The organism is Streptococcus sp. 22.1, from assembly GCF_016648645.1.
Lineage (GTDB): Bacteria > Bacillota > Bacilli > Lactobacillales > Streptococcaceae > Streptococcus.
This window is the reverse complement of record NZ_JACLQK010000010.1, coordinates 1-20077: the sequence shown is the minus strand read 5'-3', so window position 1 is coordinate 20077 and position 20077 is coordinate 1. Positions and strand designations below refer to the sequence as shown.

At 40.9% G+C, this 20077-nt stretch carries 9 protein-coding genes; 7 read left to right on the top strand and 2 right to left on the bottom strand.

Going from position 1 to position 20077, the window contains the following annotated elements:
* The first annotated feature begins 128 nt into the window (after positions 1 to 128).
* The 3 genes from H7U04_RS06415 (at position 129) to H7U04_RS06405 (ending at position 2902) form a co-directional block, all read left to right on the top strand.
* Positions 129 to 689, top strand: coding sequence for a GNAT family N-acetyltransferase (locus H7U04_RS06415; RefSeq protein ID WP_022496317.1), 561 nt, complete (start codon positions 129 to 131; stop codon positions 687 to 689).
* A gap of 106 nt (positions 690 to 795) precedes the next feature.
* Positions 796 to 2325, top strand: a complete 1530-nt coding sequence (locus tag H7U04_RS06410; protein WP_201043078.1) for a DUF1310 family protein — start codon at positions 796 to 798, stop codon at positions 2323 to 2325.
* Complete coding sequence (locus tag H7U04_RS06405; RefSeq protein ID WP_060972861.1) at positions 2306 to 2902, top strand: hypothetical protein; 597 nt, start codon at positions 2306 to 2308, stop codon at positions 2900 to 2902. The genes H7U04_RS06410 and H7U04_RS06405 overlap by 20 nt, the downstream gene beginning before the upstream one ends.
* Positions 2903 to 2963: 61 nt before the next feature.
* Here the strand turns inward: H7U04_RS06405 and gshAB are convergent, their stop codons facing one another.
* The gene (gshAB, locus tag H7U04_RS06400) at positions 2964 to 5228 is read right to left on the bottom strand and encodes a bifunctional glutamate--cysteine ligase GshA/glutathione synthetase GshB (RefSeq protein ID WP_201043079.1); all 2265 of its coding nucleotides are present in this window, start codon (positions 5226 to 5228) and stop codon (positions 2964 to 2966) included.
* Positions 5229 to 5999: 771 nt separating this feature from the next.
* Here gshAB and H7U04_RS06395 point away from each other — a divergent pair.
* Together H7U04_RS06395 and H7U04_RS06390 are read left to right on the top strand one after the other, a co-directional pair.
* Positions 6000 to 7745: an ABC transporter ATP-binding protein gene (locus H7U04_RS06395; protein ID WP_201059432.1), complete on the top strand. Its 1746-nt coding sequence runs from the start codon at positions 6000 to 6002 to the stop codon at positions 7743 to 7745.
* Positions 7735 to 9603 carry an ABC transporter ATP-binding protein gene (locus H7U04_RS06390; protein WP_201059430.1) on the top strand — a complete coding sequence of 623 codons (1869 nt, stop codon included), beginning with the start codon at positions 7735 to 7737 and terminating at the stop codon, positions 9601 to 9603. The genes H7U04_RS06395 and H7U04_RS06390 overlap by 11 nt, the downstream gene beginning before the upstream one ends.
* Before the next feature lie 94 nt (positions 9604 to 9697).
* Here the strand turns inward: H7U04_RS06390 and H7U04_RS06385 are convergent, their stop codons facing one another.
* The gene (locus H7U04_RS06385) at positions 9698 to 11221 is read right to left on the bottom strand and encodes an ATP-binding cassette domain-containing protein (protein WP_201043083.1); all 1524 of its coding nucleotides are present in this window, start codon (positions 11219 to 11221) and stop codon (positions 9698 to 9700) included.
* Positions 11222 to 11655: 434 nt separating this feature from the next.
* On the opposite strand from H7U04_RS06385, the gene H7U04_RS06380 reads away from it, so the two are divergent.
* Together H7U04_RS06380 and H7U04_RS06375 are read left to right on the top strand one after the other, a co-directional pair.
* The gene (locus H7U04_RS06380) at positions 11656 to 12744 is read left to right on the top strand and encodes a hypothetical protein (RefSeq protein ID WP_201043085.1); all 1089 of its coding nucleotides are present in this window, start codon (positions 11656 to 11658) and stop codon (positions 12742 to 12744) included.
* 527 nt (positions 12745 to 13271) lie between these two features.
* The coding region (locus H7U04_RS06375) for a Spy0128 family protein (RefSeq protein ID WP_201043092.1) at positions 13272 to 20077 on the top strand (6806 nt) is incomplete at its 3' end.

Sequence of the window (20077 nt, the reverse complement as noted above, 5' to 3'; positions counted from 1 at the left end):
GCAAAAAAGCATTTATAAATGGCAGGAGAAGTTTATCTGTAGATCTATCATATCCCTTGAAACTTGAACTTGCTTATCAAGGTGTTATAATAACCTATAGGTATAAGCATCAAAAAGGGGGAAAATACATGGCTTTACGCAGCCAATTAATTACTAAGGAGTTTCCAGAATTAGATAGGGTAGAGCGCTTAAATAACGAGGCCTTCCCAGAAGAAGAACGTATTCCATTAAGTGAGTTTTTACAATTGGATGGTCGTGATGATTATCATTTCTTTGCCTTTTATGACGAGGATGATTTTGTTGGATTTGCCTCAGTTCTCTACAATGCCAAAGTTTTTTATGTGAGTTTCTTTGCCATCGTTCCTCAAATGCGGAGTCATGGCTACGGAAGTGAGATTATTGATAAACTGGTGGACTTTTATGGACCATCTCGGTCTATGGTCTTGGAAGTAGAGCGCTTGGATGAACCAAATGACAATCCTGAGCAACGTGAGGCACGTTGGGATTTCTATAAGCGTAATGGGTTCAAGACTTCCAATGCTTTCTTGGAATATGAAGGTTTGAGTTTTGAGATTCTCTATCGTGGAGATCACTTTGACGAAGAAGCCTACAGAGAGATATTCCGCAAACTTCAGGAAAATGCTTATTTTGACTTCAGTATTAAACATCGTCGCTTGAGTGATTTATAAACAATCAAACCAAACAGGTCTTAGTCGACCTGTTTTTTCATTTGTTTTCAGCGTTTGCCAATCGTTTTCAGAATATTTTGTCGTCCTATGCTATAATGGAAGTATTATGAAGAAAGTAATTTTACAGTATCTGGCAAGTGCTCTGACTGTAATCCTTATACTTGGTCTTGTGGTTTTCAACAGACAGCGAAATCACTCTCTGGTAAAGAAGGTCAAAAACCCTGAGATTTCCTATATCTATAAGGATTCTTTGGAAAATCTAGATAGACTGGCCCTTAGTCAGGCTGGGATTATACAATCCTATCAACTCGATTCTTTGTCTGTTAGGAAGGAAGATGGAAAGATTCACCTCGTTCTCCATATCAATCATTCCTATGATATGCAGGTAAATCTTGTCCTAAAGTCTGATATCTATGGTGATTTATCTGTGGTTCAAGCGACGCCATCAAAGGCTTTGAAGCTCGCCTTGGAGGACGAATCTTATCAGAAACGGTTGACCTTGATTTCACAAAAAGCAGATGCTATTATATCTCGTGATCACTGGGATCAAGGCATTAAACCGGCCTATGTGGCTCAGGTCAGAAGTAAGATGAAGAAGACTTCTTTGAACCAGTTGGAAAAGGTTCTGCAAGAAATTGATCAAGAAAGTAAGGAAGTGGGCTCCGATACCTATACGGCCTTTTTCCAAGCTTCTCAACTGCCTAATCATGACAAGCTCAATTTGGTTATGGAGCACATGCAGGTTTATGTGGATAAGTACCAGTTTCTCCAGTTAGGGAAGTCAGGTTATAAATTTTCCAAAAAGCTAGAGCCAACCAGCGCTTTTTACAGTTACTTCCGTGAGGCTATTATGGAGACCTATCAGACGGATCTAGGGCTTGGAGTAGATGAGTTAGGTATCAAGCTCCACCTTTTTAGGTCTTGGATTGATAAGCAGTCCATGGACTATATTAGGACCAACTACAAGGGCAAGACGGATTTTGACAAGCTTCTGGCTTACAGCAAGGACAAGAAGATTAAGTTGGATTATACTACAGGTGCTTCTTACCATAATCGAAGCTTGGGAGACTTTACCTATCCAGAGAACATGAAAATTCAGCTACCTCAGACCAGTGTCATGGGACCTTACGGTGTCAGCAATTCCCGCTTTATTGAATTTATTGTCAATATGGATACAGGGAAATTTGTTTCTGAGTGGAATGTCTACAAGAAAAGGAAAGACGGTAGTATCGACTCTAATCCTAAGCATTACAAGATTGAAGATGGTGCTGACATTGCTGATACGGACTCTGCTAACTACGGCCTATCTAAGGGATTAAATGCTGACTTACCAGCCTATCTCAATAATAGCCATACCTATCTCGATGTTCGTCACCCTGCGGATAATGCGATTAGACGCAAGATGGTTAGAAAGTGGAAAAATGCCAAGAATGTCTTAAATGGTGGGCGCTATGCTGATATTGTTAAAAAAGGAGGCTTGAAAGACCTTGAAACATGGAAACAAGTTAAAGCTGAAGACCGTCTCCAGGTCTACAATGCTTACCTTGATTATATTCGCTCTCATCTTGTGCTTAATGGGTTTGACAGCTTTTACCAAGAAACCTACAACCCCCAAGGTGGAGACAAAAAAGACTGAAACCCTTGATAGTGTTCTTGTCGCTAAAAATTTCTATCGTGTAAGGGATGCCTATGCCATCAAACTCTACGGGCAGGATGAGGGGATGTCCTTTGATGTGGCTGGTCAGAGACTCTTTGGGTCAAATGTTGCTATTAAAGATGGTCTGTTATACGGCTCCAGTCTTGGAGATTTGACCATTGAGGCTTATTTTCAGGGGGAGGTGTCCTACCTTTTAGAGGCCACCCAGAAGCTCCCAGTGGACAAAAATCGTATCAAGGCTAATCACTATAGTCAGGACATCGTTCTGAATAACGTTTGGTCTAGTCTGGAAGGTCAAGAAACCTCCAACAGTATCATCACTCAGTTTCAGGATAAGACCTTGCTTAAGATGCGGATCAGCTACAACAAGGATTTCCTTCCGACTAAGATTCAAGGTTTTTACAATAGCCAAACCTTTAATGGCTGGCGGGACCTATTTTATATAGATTACCCATATAGTGATCAGGAAGCCTTCAATCAGGCTCAAGATGCCTATATACAACACATCCAGTACATGGAAACGCATCCTGAGGAAGAAGCAGGAGAGTTTGGTTAATAAAGCAAAATCACCTTTATCTCGAGATAAAGGTGATTTGTTTGTTCCTAAGAATTAGGTTTTAGGTTTGACTTGTGGTAACTTCTGGAAAAAGCTTGTCTAGGATTTTTGGAGTGATAGCTTGTCCAGGACCTTCAGCACAATAGGTGTGCATATACATAGAGGGATTGAAGTTGAGCTCGATACAAGTGCAATGAGGTTTTTCCTTGCTAGCAGGCTGAGTTTTATCTGGAATGATGAGGTCAACCCCGCAAGCCCAGGCCCCCATGCTAGTCGCCATAGCTGCAGCTAATTCTTGATAGGATGAATCCATGGTCTCAGTGACATCAATAGAGTCACCGCCCGTAGAGATGTTGGAGTTACGGCGGAGATTGACCTTTTTCCCTTCTGGGAGAATATCATCAGGTGCATAACCTTGCTGATTCAACATCAATTGTTCGATTTCTCCTAGCTCAATGATTTCCAGCGGTGAGCGGTGGTCACGGCCTCGCAATGGGTTGGCATTTTTCTGAGCGACTAATTCACGAATAGTGTGTTTGCCATCACCGACAACATTAGCAGCGACACGAAGGAGGACGGCCTCACAACGCCCGTCCAGAATGAAGAAACGGTATTCGGTTCCTGTGATAAATTCTTCAACAAGAACAGCTGTATCTTCTGCAAAGGCAATCTCGAGGGCTTTCTTATAGTTATCAAGGCTGGCAGGCTCTTGGAAAATGGAAATGCCCAGACCGAAGTTGGTTGATTTTGGTTTAACCACAATTTGCTTGCCCTTGATAAGAGGATAGTAGGCTAGACCTTGTTCTAGATTGGTAAATTCGTCGCCGGCAGGGACAGGGAAGCCAGCATCAGCTAGGATTTTTTTGGTTACGGTTTTATTAGCCATGGCAAGAGGAACTACATAGTTGTCTTTTGAGGTCATGTTACCATTTTTGACGTACTCAACATGATCTTTATGCCAGAGTTTAAGGAATTGATCCTGCTCATCTAGGATTTCAAAATGAAGCCCTTTTTGAATGGCGTCAAAGAGCAGCATCTGGGTAGAAAGTTCCATCTCCTCATAACCCTTAAGGGCATAGTGGGCAGTCCAGTCGTAATCATGATAGGCAAGAGCCTTGTCAAGGGCAAAGTCAGCAAGGGACTTGTCTTTGATATGAGGAAGAAGTTGAGCAGCTAGTGTCTGACTAGGATCTGCAAAGGCATCTTTAACTTGTTTGACCAGACCTTGATGATAGTCACCAAGCCCAAAATGTTGCACCAGTTGGTCTAGAGCTGTCGTAATGTTCTGAGTTTCAGCTTCAGAAGGTAGAGGTTCTAAAGGATGAGAGAGGGCAATTTTTTCATTCAGCGCGTGAGCTTGAGCCAGAGCCTGATCAACATTTTCAGGGGCATCCATCCAGAGGAAGGCTAGAAGGAGTAGGTGTACGGTATCCATGGTAGTTTGGCTAATACCGATACGCTCAAAGGGGTTGAGGTCGAAGTTACGGAATTCCAGGTAGGTGATTCCCTTGTCAAGGAAGGAGCGATTAACCTTTTGTCCACGGAAACGAACAGCCGAGTAAAATTCCTTCTCCGCAATCAAATCACCTTGTTCGATATAGTTTTCGATGGCAGAGACATAGTCTTCTAGGCTTGCAAAAGATACTTGGATTTCTTCCTTATTGACATAACCATGGTCGCTGTTTCGGAAGGAACGCACGGGTTCTGGCACTTCTTGGTCGAAGAAGCCTTGCTCAGCAACAGGTGCAGCACCAAAGAGATAGGTGGTCACCCAACGATAGCGCAAATAGTTCTGAGCCAGCTTAAGATAGAGGGCGTTTTTGAAAGCAATTATATCAATCTGGTCACTTTCTTGGAATAGGGCCTCAACCAAATCTTTCCCTAGTTCCATATTATAGTGGATACCTGAGATAGCTTGTAGTTTAGTTCCGTATTTTTCGGCCAGGTAGTTACGATAATAGCGTTCAAATTCATTTTCCAGTTGGGCAACTTGGATTTCTTGGGCCTTGATACGAGGAGGCATGGACAAGGGCCAGAGAAGTTCATCTTTACTGATGGAACGTCCAGCTACATCGGTAATGGCTCCAAGAAATCGACGAGCCTCAGTGGTAGATTTAGCAACTGGTGTGATGAGTTCCATCTGAAACTCACAAAAATCTGTTTGAATATAAGGGTGGAAACTTCGAGCTCCTAGGCAGGAAGGGTGAGGTGTATGTGCTAATTTTCCTTGTCTATCGACACGAAGACTTTCGCGTTCAATTCCAAAGTTAGCTTGAAGGATAGGGCTAGTAGGCTCCAGCTTTTGAAGCAGTTGATTTATAGTCATAGAGTCACCTTTTCATCTAATGTTAGTGATAGTCTATTATAAATAGGAGAAGAAAACAACTTTCTGCTACGGTTAAGGGCAATTTCCGAATGTTTTAGATAAGAATCCTTAAAACCAGTTGCTTTTTAGCTCTATTATATGCAAAAATTGTAAAATATTCACTGATTTTTATGTAAAATGTTATTTCTCTTGCAATTTAAATCAAATTAGCCTATACTAATGACGTATATATAAGAATGAAAGAATCCCTAGGGTCTGCCCTCAGGGGCTTTTGTATGCTCTCAAAAGGGTATAACCGTTCTTTTATAGATAAAGGATGAGCGTTAAGAGTAGCTTTCAGACAGTATGCTCTGCTCAAAAATGATGCTTTCTCGTGATGGATTACAGGACTAGCTTATATCTATCAATGCCTGAAACACGCTCTGCTCAGGGCAGGTGATATTTTTAGCTGTGGTAGGGGCCATCCTTAACCTATTTGCACTTGTTCGAAGTTGCTCACGATTCGACAGCTCGCTCTGTCCAAAAGCGATGCTTTCGTCGTGATGGATTACAGGACTAGCTTATATCTATCAATGCCTGAAACACACTCTGCTCAGGGCAGGTGATATTTTTCGCCGTGGCAATAGTTATAGAAGTCAAGAGACTTCTATAACTCGGAAGTTTTGAGACTTTGGCTCAAAGCTTAGCTATGAGATTCCGAAGGAAGCTGCTAGCGTCCGAAGCCACTTAAGAAAAATATCAAAAAAGAAAACAAATTAAACGGAGGTAACTATGTTTCAAACCCTTATCCCCCAGATAAAGGAATACAAGAAACCCTCAATCCTAGCGTCCGTCTTTATGACACTAGAAGTCATGTTTGAGATTTCCATTCCCTTTGTCATGGCTAATCTTTTGGACAAAGGTGTCCAGCAATCCAACATGTCTAACATTTGGCTCTACGGTGGCCTCATGCTAGTCTGCGCCTTTCTATCACTATTCTGCGGCATGCAGTCGGCTCGCTATGCAGCTTTTGCCTCTGCTGGATTTGCCAAGAATCTACGTCAGGCCATTTTCAAAAAGGTTCAAACTTTCTCTTTTGAAAATATCGATAAGTTCTCAGCTGGTGGTTTGGTGACACGTATGATGACAGATGTTACCAACGTGCAGAACTCTTATCAGATGATTATCCGTGTCTGTGTGCGTGCACCACTTAACCTGATTTTTGCTATTGCAGCAAGTTTCTTGATTAATGCTGAAATGGCTTGGATTTTTGTTGGTGTAACGATCTTCCTTGGTGTGGTTTTGGCCATTATTACCAAAATCGTATATCCTCTTTTTACTCAAGTATTTGAGGCTTATGACAACCTTAACAACAGTATCAAGGAAAATATCACCAACATGCGTGTGGTGAAATCCTATGTTAAAGAGCAGGAAGAGACTGACAAATTTAAGAAGGCCTCACGTCGTATTTACAAGATGTTCATGCGTGCCATTCGTGTAGTTATCATGTCTAACCCAGCTATGATGTTGTCTATGTATGCATCCTTCCTTATGATTTCCTGGTTTGGTGCCCATCTCATCGTTGGTGGTAGCTTAACTACAGGAGAATTGACTTCGATGTTCAGTTACACCATGACCATCCTCATGTCACTCATGATGTTCATGATGATCTTTGTCATGTTGTCTATCTCTACAGCATCTGTTGAACGTATTGATGAAGTTCTTAGCACTGAAGCCACCATTGTTTCACCTGAAAATGGTTTAACAGAAGTTGCAGATGGTTCCATCAGCTTTGATCATGTGGATTTCTCATACACAGATGAAAATGGTGACAAGACCCATGTCCTCAAAGATATCACTTTGGATATTAAGTCTGGTGAAGTTATTGGTATCCTTGGTGGAACGGGTTCGGGTAAATCAAGCTTGGTTCAGCTGATTCCTCGCCTTTATGATGTGGAAGAAGGTCAGGTTAGGGTTGCCGGCCATGATGTTAAGGACTATGATTTGGATAGCTTACGTAAGCAAGTTGCCATGGTCCTTCAAACCAATGTCCTTTTCTCAGGAACCATTAAAGAAAATATGCGTTGGGGCAATAAGCAGGCAACAGATGAAGAAATCATTGAAGCTTGTAAGATTGCCCAAGCTGATGAATTTATCCAAGAGTTTAAGGATGGCTATGATACCAAGATTGAACGTGGTGGAGCCAATGTCTCAGGGGGACAACGTCAACGTCTTTGTATCGCACGTGCCCTTCTCATGAATCCGAAAATTTTGATTCTGGATGATTCAACATCAGCGGTTGATACGAAGACAGATAGTTTGATTCGTCAAGGTTTGGCATCAAGTCTTAAGGACACCACTAAGATTATCATTGGTCAACGTATTTCATCCATCCAAGATGCAGACCGCATCGTTGTTATGGATGATGGCCGTATCGATGCTATTGGTACGCATGATGAATTGGTGGCTAACAATGCGATCTACCGTGAGGTTTACAAGATGCAAACACAAGGGAAAGGAGTAGCAGATGCAGAATAAGAAAAAAGCTAATTGGGGCTCTCTAGCACGTCTTCTACGCTTTTTGTGGCAAGACTACAAACTTTCACTTAGTATTGCCTTTGTCCTCATTGTTGTTGCTTCTTTGGCAACGGTTAATTTGACGGCTTCGATTCAGTCCTTGGTGGACGTTTACGTTCAACCCATGCTCAAATCTGGTAGTCATGATTTTGGGCCACTGTTACGTTTCTTGACGTCAGTTGGGGTCTTTTGTCTTATCGGTGTGGTTGCCAACTATGTGGCCTCCCTCCTCATGGCGACGATTTCACAAGATTCCCTGCGTTCCCTTCGTAATCAGCTTTTTGCTCGTATGCAAAAGCTTCCGATTCGCTACTTTGACACTCACCAACACGGGGACATCATGTCTATCTATACCAATGACATCGATGCCCTTCGTCAGGCTGTTGAGCAGTCTATTCCGCAGTTGTTACAAACGGCCATTACCCTTATCGGGGTGACTGTAACCATGCTTACGGTTAGTCCCCTTCTCTTTATCGTGGTTCTAATCATGGTAGGCATCATGTTTATGGTCATCAAAAATGTATCAGCTAAATCAGGTCGTTACTTCGGTGAACAACAAAAGAACCTAGGGATTGAGAATGGTTTTATCGAAGAAATGATGTCAGGTCAAAAGGTCGTCAAGGCCTTCGTCCACGAAGAAGAAAGTATGGATGACTTTGACAAGATTAATGAACAACTCTTTGAATCGTCATATTTAGCCAATCGCTATGCCAATGTTCTCATGCCAATTCTTGGGAACTTAGGAAATGTTTCCTTTGTTTTGACTGCCTTGGTCGGTGGGATATTTGCTCTAAAAGGTGTCGGTAGCTTGACTATCGGTGGTCTCATGGCCTTCCTACAATTGAACCGTTCCTTCAACGGCCCAATTACTCAGGTTTCTCAACAACTTAACTTTGTCCTTATGGCCCTTGCTGGTGCTGACCGTATCTTTGACCTTTTGGATGAAGCAGAAGAAGTTGACCAAGGTAAGGTCACTTTGGTCAACTACGAATTGGTAGACGGTCAGATGGTTGTGACAGACAAGAAAACCAACCACTGGGCTTGGAAGCACCCACGTCCAAATGGTGACTACGAGTTGGCCGAGTTGGTCGGAAATGTGGTCTTCCAAGACGTTGATTTCTCTTACGATGGTAAGAAACAAATTCTTCATGGCGTTAACCTCTATGCAGACAAGGGGCAAAAGGTAGCCTTTGTCGGTGCGACAGGTGCTGGTAAGACGACGATTACCAATTTGATTAACCGTTTTTACGATATCCAATCTGGTGTGATTACTTATGATGGTATCGATGTGAAGCTGATTGAAAAAGATTCTCTTCGCCGATCACTTGGTATCGTGCTTCAGGATACCCATCTCTTCACAGGGACTATCGCTGAAAATATTGCCTACGGCCGTTCGGATGCGACCCGTGAAGAAATTCTTGAAGCTGCTCGTATTGCTAACGTGGATTCCTTTGTTCAACATCTGGACAATGGTTACGACACTGTTCTGACAGACGATGGTGCAGGCTTGTCTAATGGACAACGTCAGCTGATTGCCATTGCGCGTGCTGCCCTTGCTAATGCACCAGTTCTGATCCTTGATGAAGCGACATCCTCTATTGACTCTCGTACCGAAAAAATGGTGCAAGAGGGGATGGACAGACTCATGGAAGGACGCACGGTCTTTGTTATCGCCCACCGTCTTTCAACCATCGTTAACTCTGACGTTATCATGGTTATGGACCACGGACGTATCATTGAACGTGGTGACCATGACAGCCTTATGGAACAAGGTGGTACTTACTACCGACTCTATACTGGTGGTCTTGAAATTGATTAAGATTAAAAGAACTCAGGCTTTGCCTGAGTTCTTTTGTATCTGAAGAAAATGTTTCTTTTGAGACTTTTCTTGTAAAAACGATAGATTTGATATCTTAAATCTCAACTTCTTTTAAACCGTGTGAGTCCAGGCGATAAATCTTTTGGCAGACTTGTCTGAGGTAGTTGACATCATGTGAGACTGTCAGAATGGCACCTGGATAGTTCTCGAAGAGCTGTCGGACTTGGGGTTGTGAGGTGGGTGAAAAATTTCTGGTTGGTTCATCTAAGATAAGGAGCTGAGGGCTTTCTAAGACCAGGTGTAGCAGGAGTAGTTTTCCTTTCTGTCCTCCAGATAAATCAGAAATGGCATGGCTCATTTCATCATGACTAAAGTTGAGGTTGGCGAGATGGGAGCTTATAACCTCTCGTTCAGACTTGTCGCCTGTCTTACTTAAAAACGCTATCGGTGACAAATCATTTTGCAAGATAGTATTGTAATGTTGAGGCATGTAGCCAATAGTCAGGTCTGTCTTCTTGCTAAGTTCTTGGTAGAGAAAGTGTAAGAGAGTGGATTTACCACAGCCGTTATCTCCAACAATACCAATTTTTTCTTGCCCTTTCAAAGAAAGTTTGAGATGGTCAATGGTCAGGTGAGGAGCGATGTTTATCTGCTTTTTATCCAGATTTAAGAGATATTTTCCCTGAGGTAGAGGAGTGATATGAGAGAAGAATAGTTCAATACTGTCTTCTTTATCAGGCATTTGTGTCATATCTTGGGCAAGGCGGTCGTAGCGTTTTTCTTGCGAGAGGACTGCTTTCATCTTTTTGGCAACCAATCGTCCTTGCGTGCTATCATGCGTATTACGTAGGGTAGTTTGAACATTTTGTTTGATACGGAGATGCTTGGCCATGGCTTTGTCATAGGCTTTTTTCTCGGTCTTCGCTTGCTGCATTTGTTGCTGGAAGGCATCAGTGCGTTGCTGGCTATAGTTATCATAGTCGAGGTGCTCCACACTAGTCCTTGCCTGACGGCGACGTTTAAGGAGTTCCAGATGGATAATGGTATCTGCTGTCTGGCTTAGTAGGTCTTCGTCATGTGAGATATAGATTATGGTTTGATCAGAATGTTTGATAAAATTTTTTAGCCAAGTCATAGTAGTCAAGTCCATATCGTTTGAGGGCTCATCAAGAAAAATGATGTCGTGGGGACGGGCTAATTCTCGGATGAGTTGAATTTTGAGTTTCTCGCCACCTGACAGAGAGGAGATAAGCTGACTGCTAGCAAAACGATCACTATCAAAATGAAGTTCATCAGCCAGACGATAGAGGGTAGCATAGTCTAGGTCATAAGTATCCGCAAAGAAGTAGTCGTTAAGGGTTAGGGATTGTAAGTCATCCGAAATCTGCTGGGGAATATAGACCTGTGGGCTATCTGGTTTATTAATAGTTCCCTCGTAAGAAAGATGGTCAAAATGTGCTTTAGGATTGACAAGAAGGGTAAGGAGACTTGACTTTCCATTGCCTTCTTCCCCAATGATAGCGACTTTTTCACCAGTAGCTATCGTTAGATTTAAGTCATGAACGAGTTCACGCAAATCTTTGGTATGGGTAATAGTTAGATGTTGAATCTGTATCATAGGACCTCCTAGGTCTGAGTGCTTGTTGATAGTGTTTCATGGAAAATATGGTTCTTACTTCAAACAATATCAAAGGTCAAAAAACAGTCCTACCTTATAAGATAGAACCGTCTTGAATCTAGCTAAAAAGCCCTCTAGGAGATAGTGATGGTGTGGATGCAAAAAAACGCAGATACCACCAATAAATTTTCTATAGAAAAAGAGCGCAAAAAAGACATGAAAACAATCTATCAAATAAAGTAGGTTTATTGTGAATAGACTTAGTTGTTCATGTCTCCATTTACCTCCGAATGTTACTTGCCTTGATTGTACGCTGTCCGAGAGATTTTGTCAAATGAAAATAAAATATCCAGTCCTATTAGACCGCCAATCTACCTTATCAATAGTCTCCACCTATGCTATACTAAAAGCAATACTAAAAATGGAGATTATTTATGGAAAATAAGTTTGTAAAGAAACCAACACCTAAGGGGGATAAGTCCACAAGAATTGTTTTTATAGGTCTCTTAGTGGCATTGCTTTTTATAATCGCAGGGACGGCTATCTTCTTTGCTGTGAATAGTAGCAGTAAGGCTACCAAAGGTTCAGCTGCATCCAGTAAGTCGAGTACGACTGTCTATTCCGGCAGCAATGCAGAAGACCCCTTGTTCAAAATTACCCTGAAAACCTTCGGAGATAATAAAGAATTTTTACTCGTGACACCAAATCCTGGTCATGATAGAAACATGTTTAACATTGTGGGGGTAGCTGGTCAATACTTAGTCACTCAAGAGTACAAGGGGGATGAATCTGGTAAGAAAAATGCCAAGGGTGAGACACTTTATAAGTATGACTACTTTAATATCTATATGTATGACACGGAAAAACCAAATCAAAAACCTAAACAAATTGACCTCTTGAAATTGGCTAAAAAAGCTGGGGATGAAGATTATTTAAATCAGGTAAGTCTAAGGCTTTTCATGCTTAATGAACAAGCTTACTTACAAATGCCTTTTGGTGCGTCATCAGCTGATTTTGCTTCTAATAAAAAATACCTCAATCTCAAAACGCAAAAGATTGAGGAAATGAATATTTCAGCTAACTCGAATACTTTGTACTCGGAATTGGATTACGCCAATGTTGATATGCGTAAGACTTTAGAGCCTTTGGGTCTTGAAATGTGGCCGGGTGCAACTAATGGTAAGGATCTAGATCATCCAACAGAAACACCAATTGCGAGTCTGCCTGCTCTTTATTACATTTCTGAAAAAGACAGAAGCCTCAATATGGATAATAGCAACTTTGCCAAAGAGCATAAGGATGCTTATGAAGCGATTAAGACCAAACATGCTAGGATCTACACCATTCCAAGCAAGATTAACAATGAAACCTGGTTCAATACCTTACTCCATTGGATGGCATCTGAAGGCCAGGATGCCTACGAGTTACCGGTTAGGGCATTTAGACCGACTCAGGAAGAAGGGAAAGTCAAGTCCTACCAAGAATTGCAGACTTGGAATGACAACCATATCAGAAAAAAATAGGGGAACTTACCTCTGAAACCCATAAGATTATGAACCCAAGTTTATGATACTTGGTTTTTTTAGTTTTTTGAAATGCTAATGGGAGACTTTAGTCGTGAAAGAGGATTATTAAATTGTATATCAATGGTTTATCGAGGGTGTTACAGAATCGGATGGTTTGTAATAAGAAGGTGAAAATTAGAATCAAAGTGAGAATATCGGCCAATAAAATGAGTTAAACTCTCTCATAACTCTGACATCTTACTTGAATAATATGAGAAAGTTAGGAATGAAAAGAAAATAAAATAGAAATTTGAAAACGGTATAAAGCAAATAAAATCAAGGTTTTTACACTTGTAAGAATAAAAAATGAGCGAAAGTTGTTGGTTGAATTGTCAGACAACTTGATTTTTTTTAAAAAAGTTAACTTAATCACTTGACCATGAATTGTCAGAATGTTAGAATGTAATAGAATCATGAGTTCAAGTATAGGATTCTTGTATACTCGTGACCTATAACTAACTATTTCATACAGAGGGAGACTTGAAATGAAAGACATTTTTAACAGACGTCAACGATTTTCATTGCGTAAATATTCGTTTGGTGTCGCTTCAGTCTTGCTAGGAACGGCACTCTTTGCTGCTCATACTGCACAGGCTGATGAAGTAACAGCGCCTGACGCTTCTTCATCAAATCCTGGTTCATCAGTTGAGGGCGAGAGTTCTTCAGACCTGGTTGAGACGTCAACAGCATCAACAGCTCAAGCAGATCCTACTGCAGCTGTATCTTCAACTGAGGCAACTGCGTCAACATTTAACTTGACGCCAGAAGCTTCAACAACAGATAAGGCTGCCGCAGAGACAACTGACAAACAAGCTACAGAAACTGCAAAACCTGAAGCAGCTAAACCAGCTTCAGAGACTGCAAAACCAACTGAAAAAGCTACGTCAGAAACAGCTAAACCAGCTACAGCGGCATCTTCAAATGCAGCTAGCAACAACGTTGAAACAACAGCTTCAGCGACAGCCGCTGCAGCAACTCCAGCTGCAACAGCGGCTAATCGTACTGCAGCAACAGCAGCTCCAGTAGCTGAAGAAACAGCAGCAGCCGAAACTGCGGCAGCAGCAACAAGTGTTAAGCCAAATGTCACAGCACGTGCTTACTCAGTTAGAGCAGCAGCTGAAGATCGCAGTGCAACACTTGATCGCGCTGCTAGTGAAGTGACAAGTGCAGGTGCTTTGGAAACAAGCCGTCGTAGTCGTAGTCGTAACCGCCGTGCTGTTACAGACCACAATAACGAGCCGGTTGCTGTAGCAACTTTCCTAAAAGACGGTGAAGTTGCTACACCTGAGATGACGGATCCAAATGGTGCAAGTGTTGCATCTCAAACTGTACCAGCTGGATACCAAGCTAAAGAAGGCGACTTCTATACTTATGCTATTTGGGATCTTACTAAGTTCAATGAACGTTATGGTACAACATATTATGCGCGTGCCTATAAGAGATTTGATGACTCTACCGATACAACTGTTGAATTGATCAACAAAAATACTGGTGCTGTAGTTGAAACAAGAACGATTACCGCTTCTAGTGGGGTTCAAAAGTTCACGACTACTACAGCAGCGTCTAATAGCCAATTAACTTTCCAAGTAGATTATAAAGCTGGGACTGCCCCAACTGGTAAAAAAGCAGAACCATTTATTCAAAATGGTTATGCAGTTGGAAAGAGTATCACAGACTTAGTAGCTAGTGGACACCAACTTACACCAGCTGAGCAAGCACTTTATACTGCGGTTTATAACGCTCGTACTACAACAGATATTTTAAACGTTGTTGAACCAGCTTACAATGGTCGTACAATTACTGATTCAAACGCTAAAATACCAGTAACAATTAATAAAACAACTTACTATAAAGTAGTTGATAAAAACAATCCAACATTTAACGCCAATAAAACAGATAAAACTGTTCAAGATTATAAAGAAAATGGTAATGAAGTTGAGTTAGCTAGATACACTCTTAAAGCTGAAGAAGGACAACGTTTCACAGCATCTGGCGAACGTCAATTTGATGGCTACAAACTTTATCAAGCAGCTGATGCAAATGATCAATCAGGTACTGTAAGTCGTCCTTACACCGTTGGTACGAAATTCATGGATGCGGACCGTTACGGTATCAAACGTATCAAAGAAATTGTTGGAGAAGATGGTTCAGTCGTTATTCGTGTTTACTTGCTAGATCCAAGACAACAAAGTAAACGTTCTGATGGTTCATTAAGTACCGATGGCTATATGTTGCTAGCAGAAACTAAGCCGATTAAACCAGGTGAATGGAATTCACAGGATTTAGTTGTTAAGAAAACACCTCTTAGAACAATTTCATATACAGAAACTAATCCAAAAACTGGAGCAGTCACACAATATCCTAATGGTAAAGAAGTTCCATTTGACTTCCAAAAAGCTTCTGGATATGAACCATATCATACTGTATTCGTACCATTCTTAGGAGATGGAATTGGACACGGCTCAGCTAACTCACAATTGGAACGTGGGGTAGAAGGTATCGGTACCAACGTTGACTTGCTCAACACTTTGACACCGTACAAACAACCTGTTTATTACTATGTAAAACAAGAACCAGTTGAAGTCACTCCAGAAGTTGAAAAACAATTGGCAGGACGTACCCTTGTAGATGGTGAATTCAGCTTTAAGATTAAGGAAAACTCTTCTGCACCTGGTGTGGAAGAAACTGTCACAAATAAAAATGGTAAGGCAACCTTCTCTAAATTAACATTTAATAAAGTAGGTACTTATACTTATACTATTACCGAATTACCAGGTGCAGATAAGGATGTCGACTATGATGCTATGAAAGTAACCATGACTGTTACGGTTACTGAAAATGCAACAGGTGATTTGCAAGCTTCTGTTAAATACAGTGGTGCTGGCGGTTTTGCTTCAAGCGCAGATGACAAAGTCTTTAACAACTACGTTGTAGCTCCTGTTAAGACTAAGTTTGACTTTAGCAAGGCTCTCGCAGGTCGTGAGTTGAAAGCCGGTGAATTTAGCTTCGTATTGAAAGATTCAACTGGTAAAGTTCTTCAAACTAAAACAAATACTAAAGCAGGTGTTGTAGCCTTTGATGATTTGACCTTTGACAATACTCAAGTTGGTACTCACAAGTACACTGTAGAAGAAGTTATCCCAGAAAACAAAGAAGCTGGTATGACTTACGATACAATGAAAGCTGAAGTAACAATCACTGTTACTAAGGAAGGTCACGTTCTTAAAGCAACAAACACTCTTCCATCAGATACAGAGTTCAACAATACATTCACACCTGCTGCAACACAAGCACAATTCCGCTTCACAAAACGTTTGGAAGGTAAGACTCTTGAAGCAAATGCCTTCACCTTCGAATTGCTTGAAAACGGCAATGTGATCCAAACTAAGAAGAATGCGGCTGATGGTTCAATCCAATTTGATCCAATCTCATATGCAACTGTAGGTACACACACTTACACTGTACGTGAAGTAGCTGGAACAGATACCAACATTGATTACGATGATATGAATGCAGTTGTAACTGTAAATGTCACAAAAGACGCTCAAACAGGTCTTTTGAACGCTGCAGTTACAATGCCAGCTGATACTGAGTTCAATAACTTTGCTGTTGCACCAGTTAAGACTCGTTTTGACTTCACTAAAGCTCTTGCAGGTCGTGCTCTTAAAGATGGTGAATTTAGCTTCGTATTGAAAGATGCCAACGGAACTGTTCTTCAAACTAAGACTAACAATGCTAATGGTGTTATCGCCTTTGACGATTTGACATTCACAAACGCACAAGTTGGTACTCACAAGTACACTGTTGAAGAAGTTCAAGGTTCTGAAGCTGGCATTCAATATGACACAATGAAAGCTGAAGTAACAATTACTGTTACTAAAGATGGTCATGTTCTTAAAGCTGTTAATACACTTCCAGCCGACAAAGAATTCAACAATACATTCACTTCATCTCCAACACAAGCACAATTCCGCTTCACAAAACGTTTGGAAGGTAAGACTCTTGAAGCAAATGCCTTCACCTTCGAATTACTTGAAAACGGCAATGTGATCCAAACTAAGAAGAATGCGGCTGATGGTTCAATCCAATTTGATTCAATCTCATATGCAACTGAAGGTACACACACTTACACTGTACGTGAAGTAGCTGGAACAGATACCAACATTGATTATGATTCAATGAACGCAGTTGTAACTGTCAATGTCACAAAAGACGCTCAAACAGGTCTTTTGAACGCTGCAGTTACAATGCCTGAAGACACTGAGTTCAACAACTATGTAGTTGCTCCAGTTGTAACTAAGTTCGACTTTACTAAGAAATTGGCAGGTCGTGAACTTAAAGCAGGTGAATTCAGCTTCGTATTGAAAGATTCTACAGGTGCAGTAGTTGAAACAGTTAAAAATGATGCTGCTGGTAATGTTTCATTCTCTAACTTGTCATTCGACAACACTAAAGTAGGTACTCATACTTATACAGTAGAAGAAGTTATCCCAGCCAACAAAGAGTTTGGTATGACTTACGATAAGATGAAAGCTACTGTTACAGTTGAAGTTGCTAAGAACGGTCATTCATTGACTACGGTTACAAACGTATCTTCAACTGGTGGGGTTGATGCCAACGGTAATGCTACTGACGGTACTGCCGATAAAGAATTCAACAACAAAGTAACTCCTCCAACACCTCCTGAATTCCAACCAGAAAAATTTGTCGTTTCTAAAGAGAAATATGACATTACTGGTGACAAGTTGATGGATGACGACGATGATGTACCTGGTAACGAGTACACAGCAACAAATGCAAATCCATATGTTGATGGTGTTAAAAACAACGAACCAGAAAACTTGAATACTAAGACTGTTGAACGCGGTTCTAAATTGGTATACCAAGTATGGCTTGATACTACTAAATTCACAGAAGCTAACAACATCCAATACGTTGGTGTATCTGATAAATACGATGCAGAAAAATTGGACGTTAACGCTGCTGACATCAAAGCATACGATTCAGTAACTGGTGCAGACGTGACTGCTAAATTCGACATCAAAGTTGAAAATGGTACAATCACTGCAACTTCTAAAGATGAATTTATCAAAGATAAAGTAAACAACCCTGTTATCGATACTACTAAATTCGCATTTGGACGTTACTATAAATTTGATATCCCAGCAACTGTTAAAGAATCTGTTAAAGCTGGTGCTGATATTGAAAATACAGCCAACCAAACAGTTCACGTTTACAACCCAGTAAGCAAGACAGTTGAAAAACCTGAAAAACCAACACAAAAACGTGTTAACAGCGTTCCAGTTCCAGTGGAAATGAACTTCACAAAACGTTTGGAAGGTCGTGAACTTCAAGCTAACGAATTCGAATTTGTATTGAAGAAAGACGGCGTTGAAGTTGAACGCGTGAAGAACGACGCTGCTGGTAAGATTGTCTTCGAGACTCTTAAATTTGGTCGCGATGATCTTGGTAAGACTTACAACTACACAGTAGAAGAAACTCCTGGTACAGATACAACTGTCAAATACGACACAATGGTTGCCACTGTTAAAGTTGTTGTTTCACACGACGGTACAGCTAAAGCAATCGTTGCCAACGTAACAGATGCTGCTGATAAAGAATTCAACAACCGTGTAACACCTCCAGAAGAACCTAAGTTCCAACCAGAGAAATACGTTGTTTCTAAAGCGAAATTCGATATCACTGGTACTAAACTCGTTGATGATGATTCTGAATTGACAGATAAATATGGTGAAACAAACACCAATCCATATGTCGATACAACTGACAACAACGAATTGGAAAACTTGAATACCAAGACAGTTGAACGTGGTCAAAAACTTTACTACCAAGTATGGTTGGATACAACTAAATTTGATGCAGCTAACAAAGACAACATCCAAACAGTAGGAATCACAGATAACTACGATAAGGATAAATTGACTGTTAATGCTTCAGACATCAAGGTTTACGATTCAGTAACTGGTGCAGATGTTACTAACAAGTTCGATATCACTGATAACAACGGTGTTCTTACAGCTAACCTTAAAGCTGGCTTCACTAAGTCACTTGGTGACGCTGAAAATACACAAATCATCGATACAACTAAGTTTGAATTTGGACGCTACTATAAATTTGATATTCCAGCAACAGTGAAAGACGATGTTGTAGCTGGTGCAGATATCGAAAACAAAGCAGCTCAAGTTGTTAACTACTACAACCCAGTAAGCAAGACAGTTGAAAAACCAAACAAACCAACTGAAAAACGTGTCAACAGTGTTCCAATCTCAGTAGAATTCAACTTCACTAAGAAATTGGAAGGTCGTGACCTTAAAGCTGGCGAATTCACATTCGAGTTGAAAGATAGCGACAATGTTGTGATTGCAACTGCAACCAACGATGCAGCTGGTAAGATTAAATTCTCTCCAGTAGAGTACACAAATAAAGCTGGTAAAACTGTTACAGCCCTTAAATACCAGAAGGGTCAAGAAGGTACTTACAAGTACACTGTAACAGAGGTTAAGGGTACAGATGCAACTGTCACTTACGATGAAATGGCTGCTGTTGTAACCGTTACTGTATCTCATGATGGTACAGCGAAAGCCTTGATCACAAACGTGACAGACCCTGCTGATAAAGAATTTAACAACCGTGTGACTCCACCAGAAGAACCTAAGTTTCAACCAGAGAAATATGTTGTTTCTGAAGAGAAATTCGATATCACTGGTGACAAACTCGTTGATGATGATAAAGAGTTGGCAGACAAGTACGCAGACACAAATGCGAACCCATATGCGGACGATGCATCAAACAACGAAAAACAAAACTTAAATACTAAGACTGTTAACCGTGGCGACAAGTTGGTTTACCAAGTATGGTTGGATACAACTAAATTCGACGCATCTAACAAGGACAACATCCAATCAGTAGGAATCTCAGATGACTACGATGAAACTAAATTGGAACTTGATTCTACTAAGATCAAAGCTTACGATTCAGTAACAGGCGCAGAAGTCACAGATAAATTCGATATCACTGTTAACAACGGTGTGATTACTGCAACTCTTAAAGCTGGCTTCACTAAGTCACTTGGCGATGCAGAAAACACACAAGTTATCGACACAACTAAATTCGCCTTTGGACGTTACTACAAGTTCGACATCCCAACAACAGTTAAAGCTGATGTACCTGGCGGTGTAGATATTGAAAATACTGCGGCTCAAGTAGTTAACTACTACAACCCAACAACTAAGAAAGTTGAAAAACCAAACAAACCAACTGAAAAACGTGT

Coding starts and splice junctions, on each gene's coding strand:
- gshAB (WP_201043079.1), bottom strand. CDS start 5,228: ATGACTATAAATCAACTGCTTCAAAAGCTGGAGCCTACTAGCCCTATC.
- H7U04_RS06385 (WP_201043083.1), bottom strand. CDS start 11,221: ATGATACAGATTCAACATCTAACTATTACCCATACCAAAGATTTGCGT.
- H7U04_RS06415 (WP_022496317.1), top strand. CDS start 129: ATGGCTTTACGCAGCCAATTAATTACTAAGGAGTTTCCAGAATTAGAT.
- H7U04_RS06380 (WP_201043085.1), top strand. CDS start 11,656: ATGGAAAATAAGTTTGTAAAGAAACCAACACCTAAGGGGGATAAGTCC.
- H7U04_RS06410 (WP_201043078.1), top strand. CDS start 796: ATGAAGAAAGTAATTTTACAGTATCTGGCAAGTGCTCTGACTGTAATC.
- H7U04_RS06395 (WP_201059432.1), top strand. CDS start 6,000: ATGTTTCAAACCCTTATCCCCCAGATAAAGGAATACAAGAAACCCTCA.
- H7U04_RS06390 (WP_201059430.1), top strand. CDS start 7,735: ATGCAGAATAAGAAAAAAGCTAATTGGGGCTCTCTAGCACGTCTTCTA.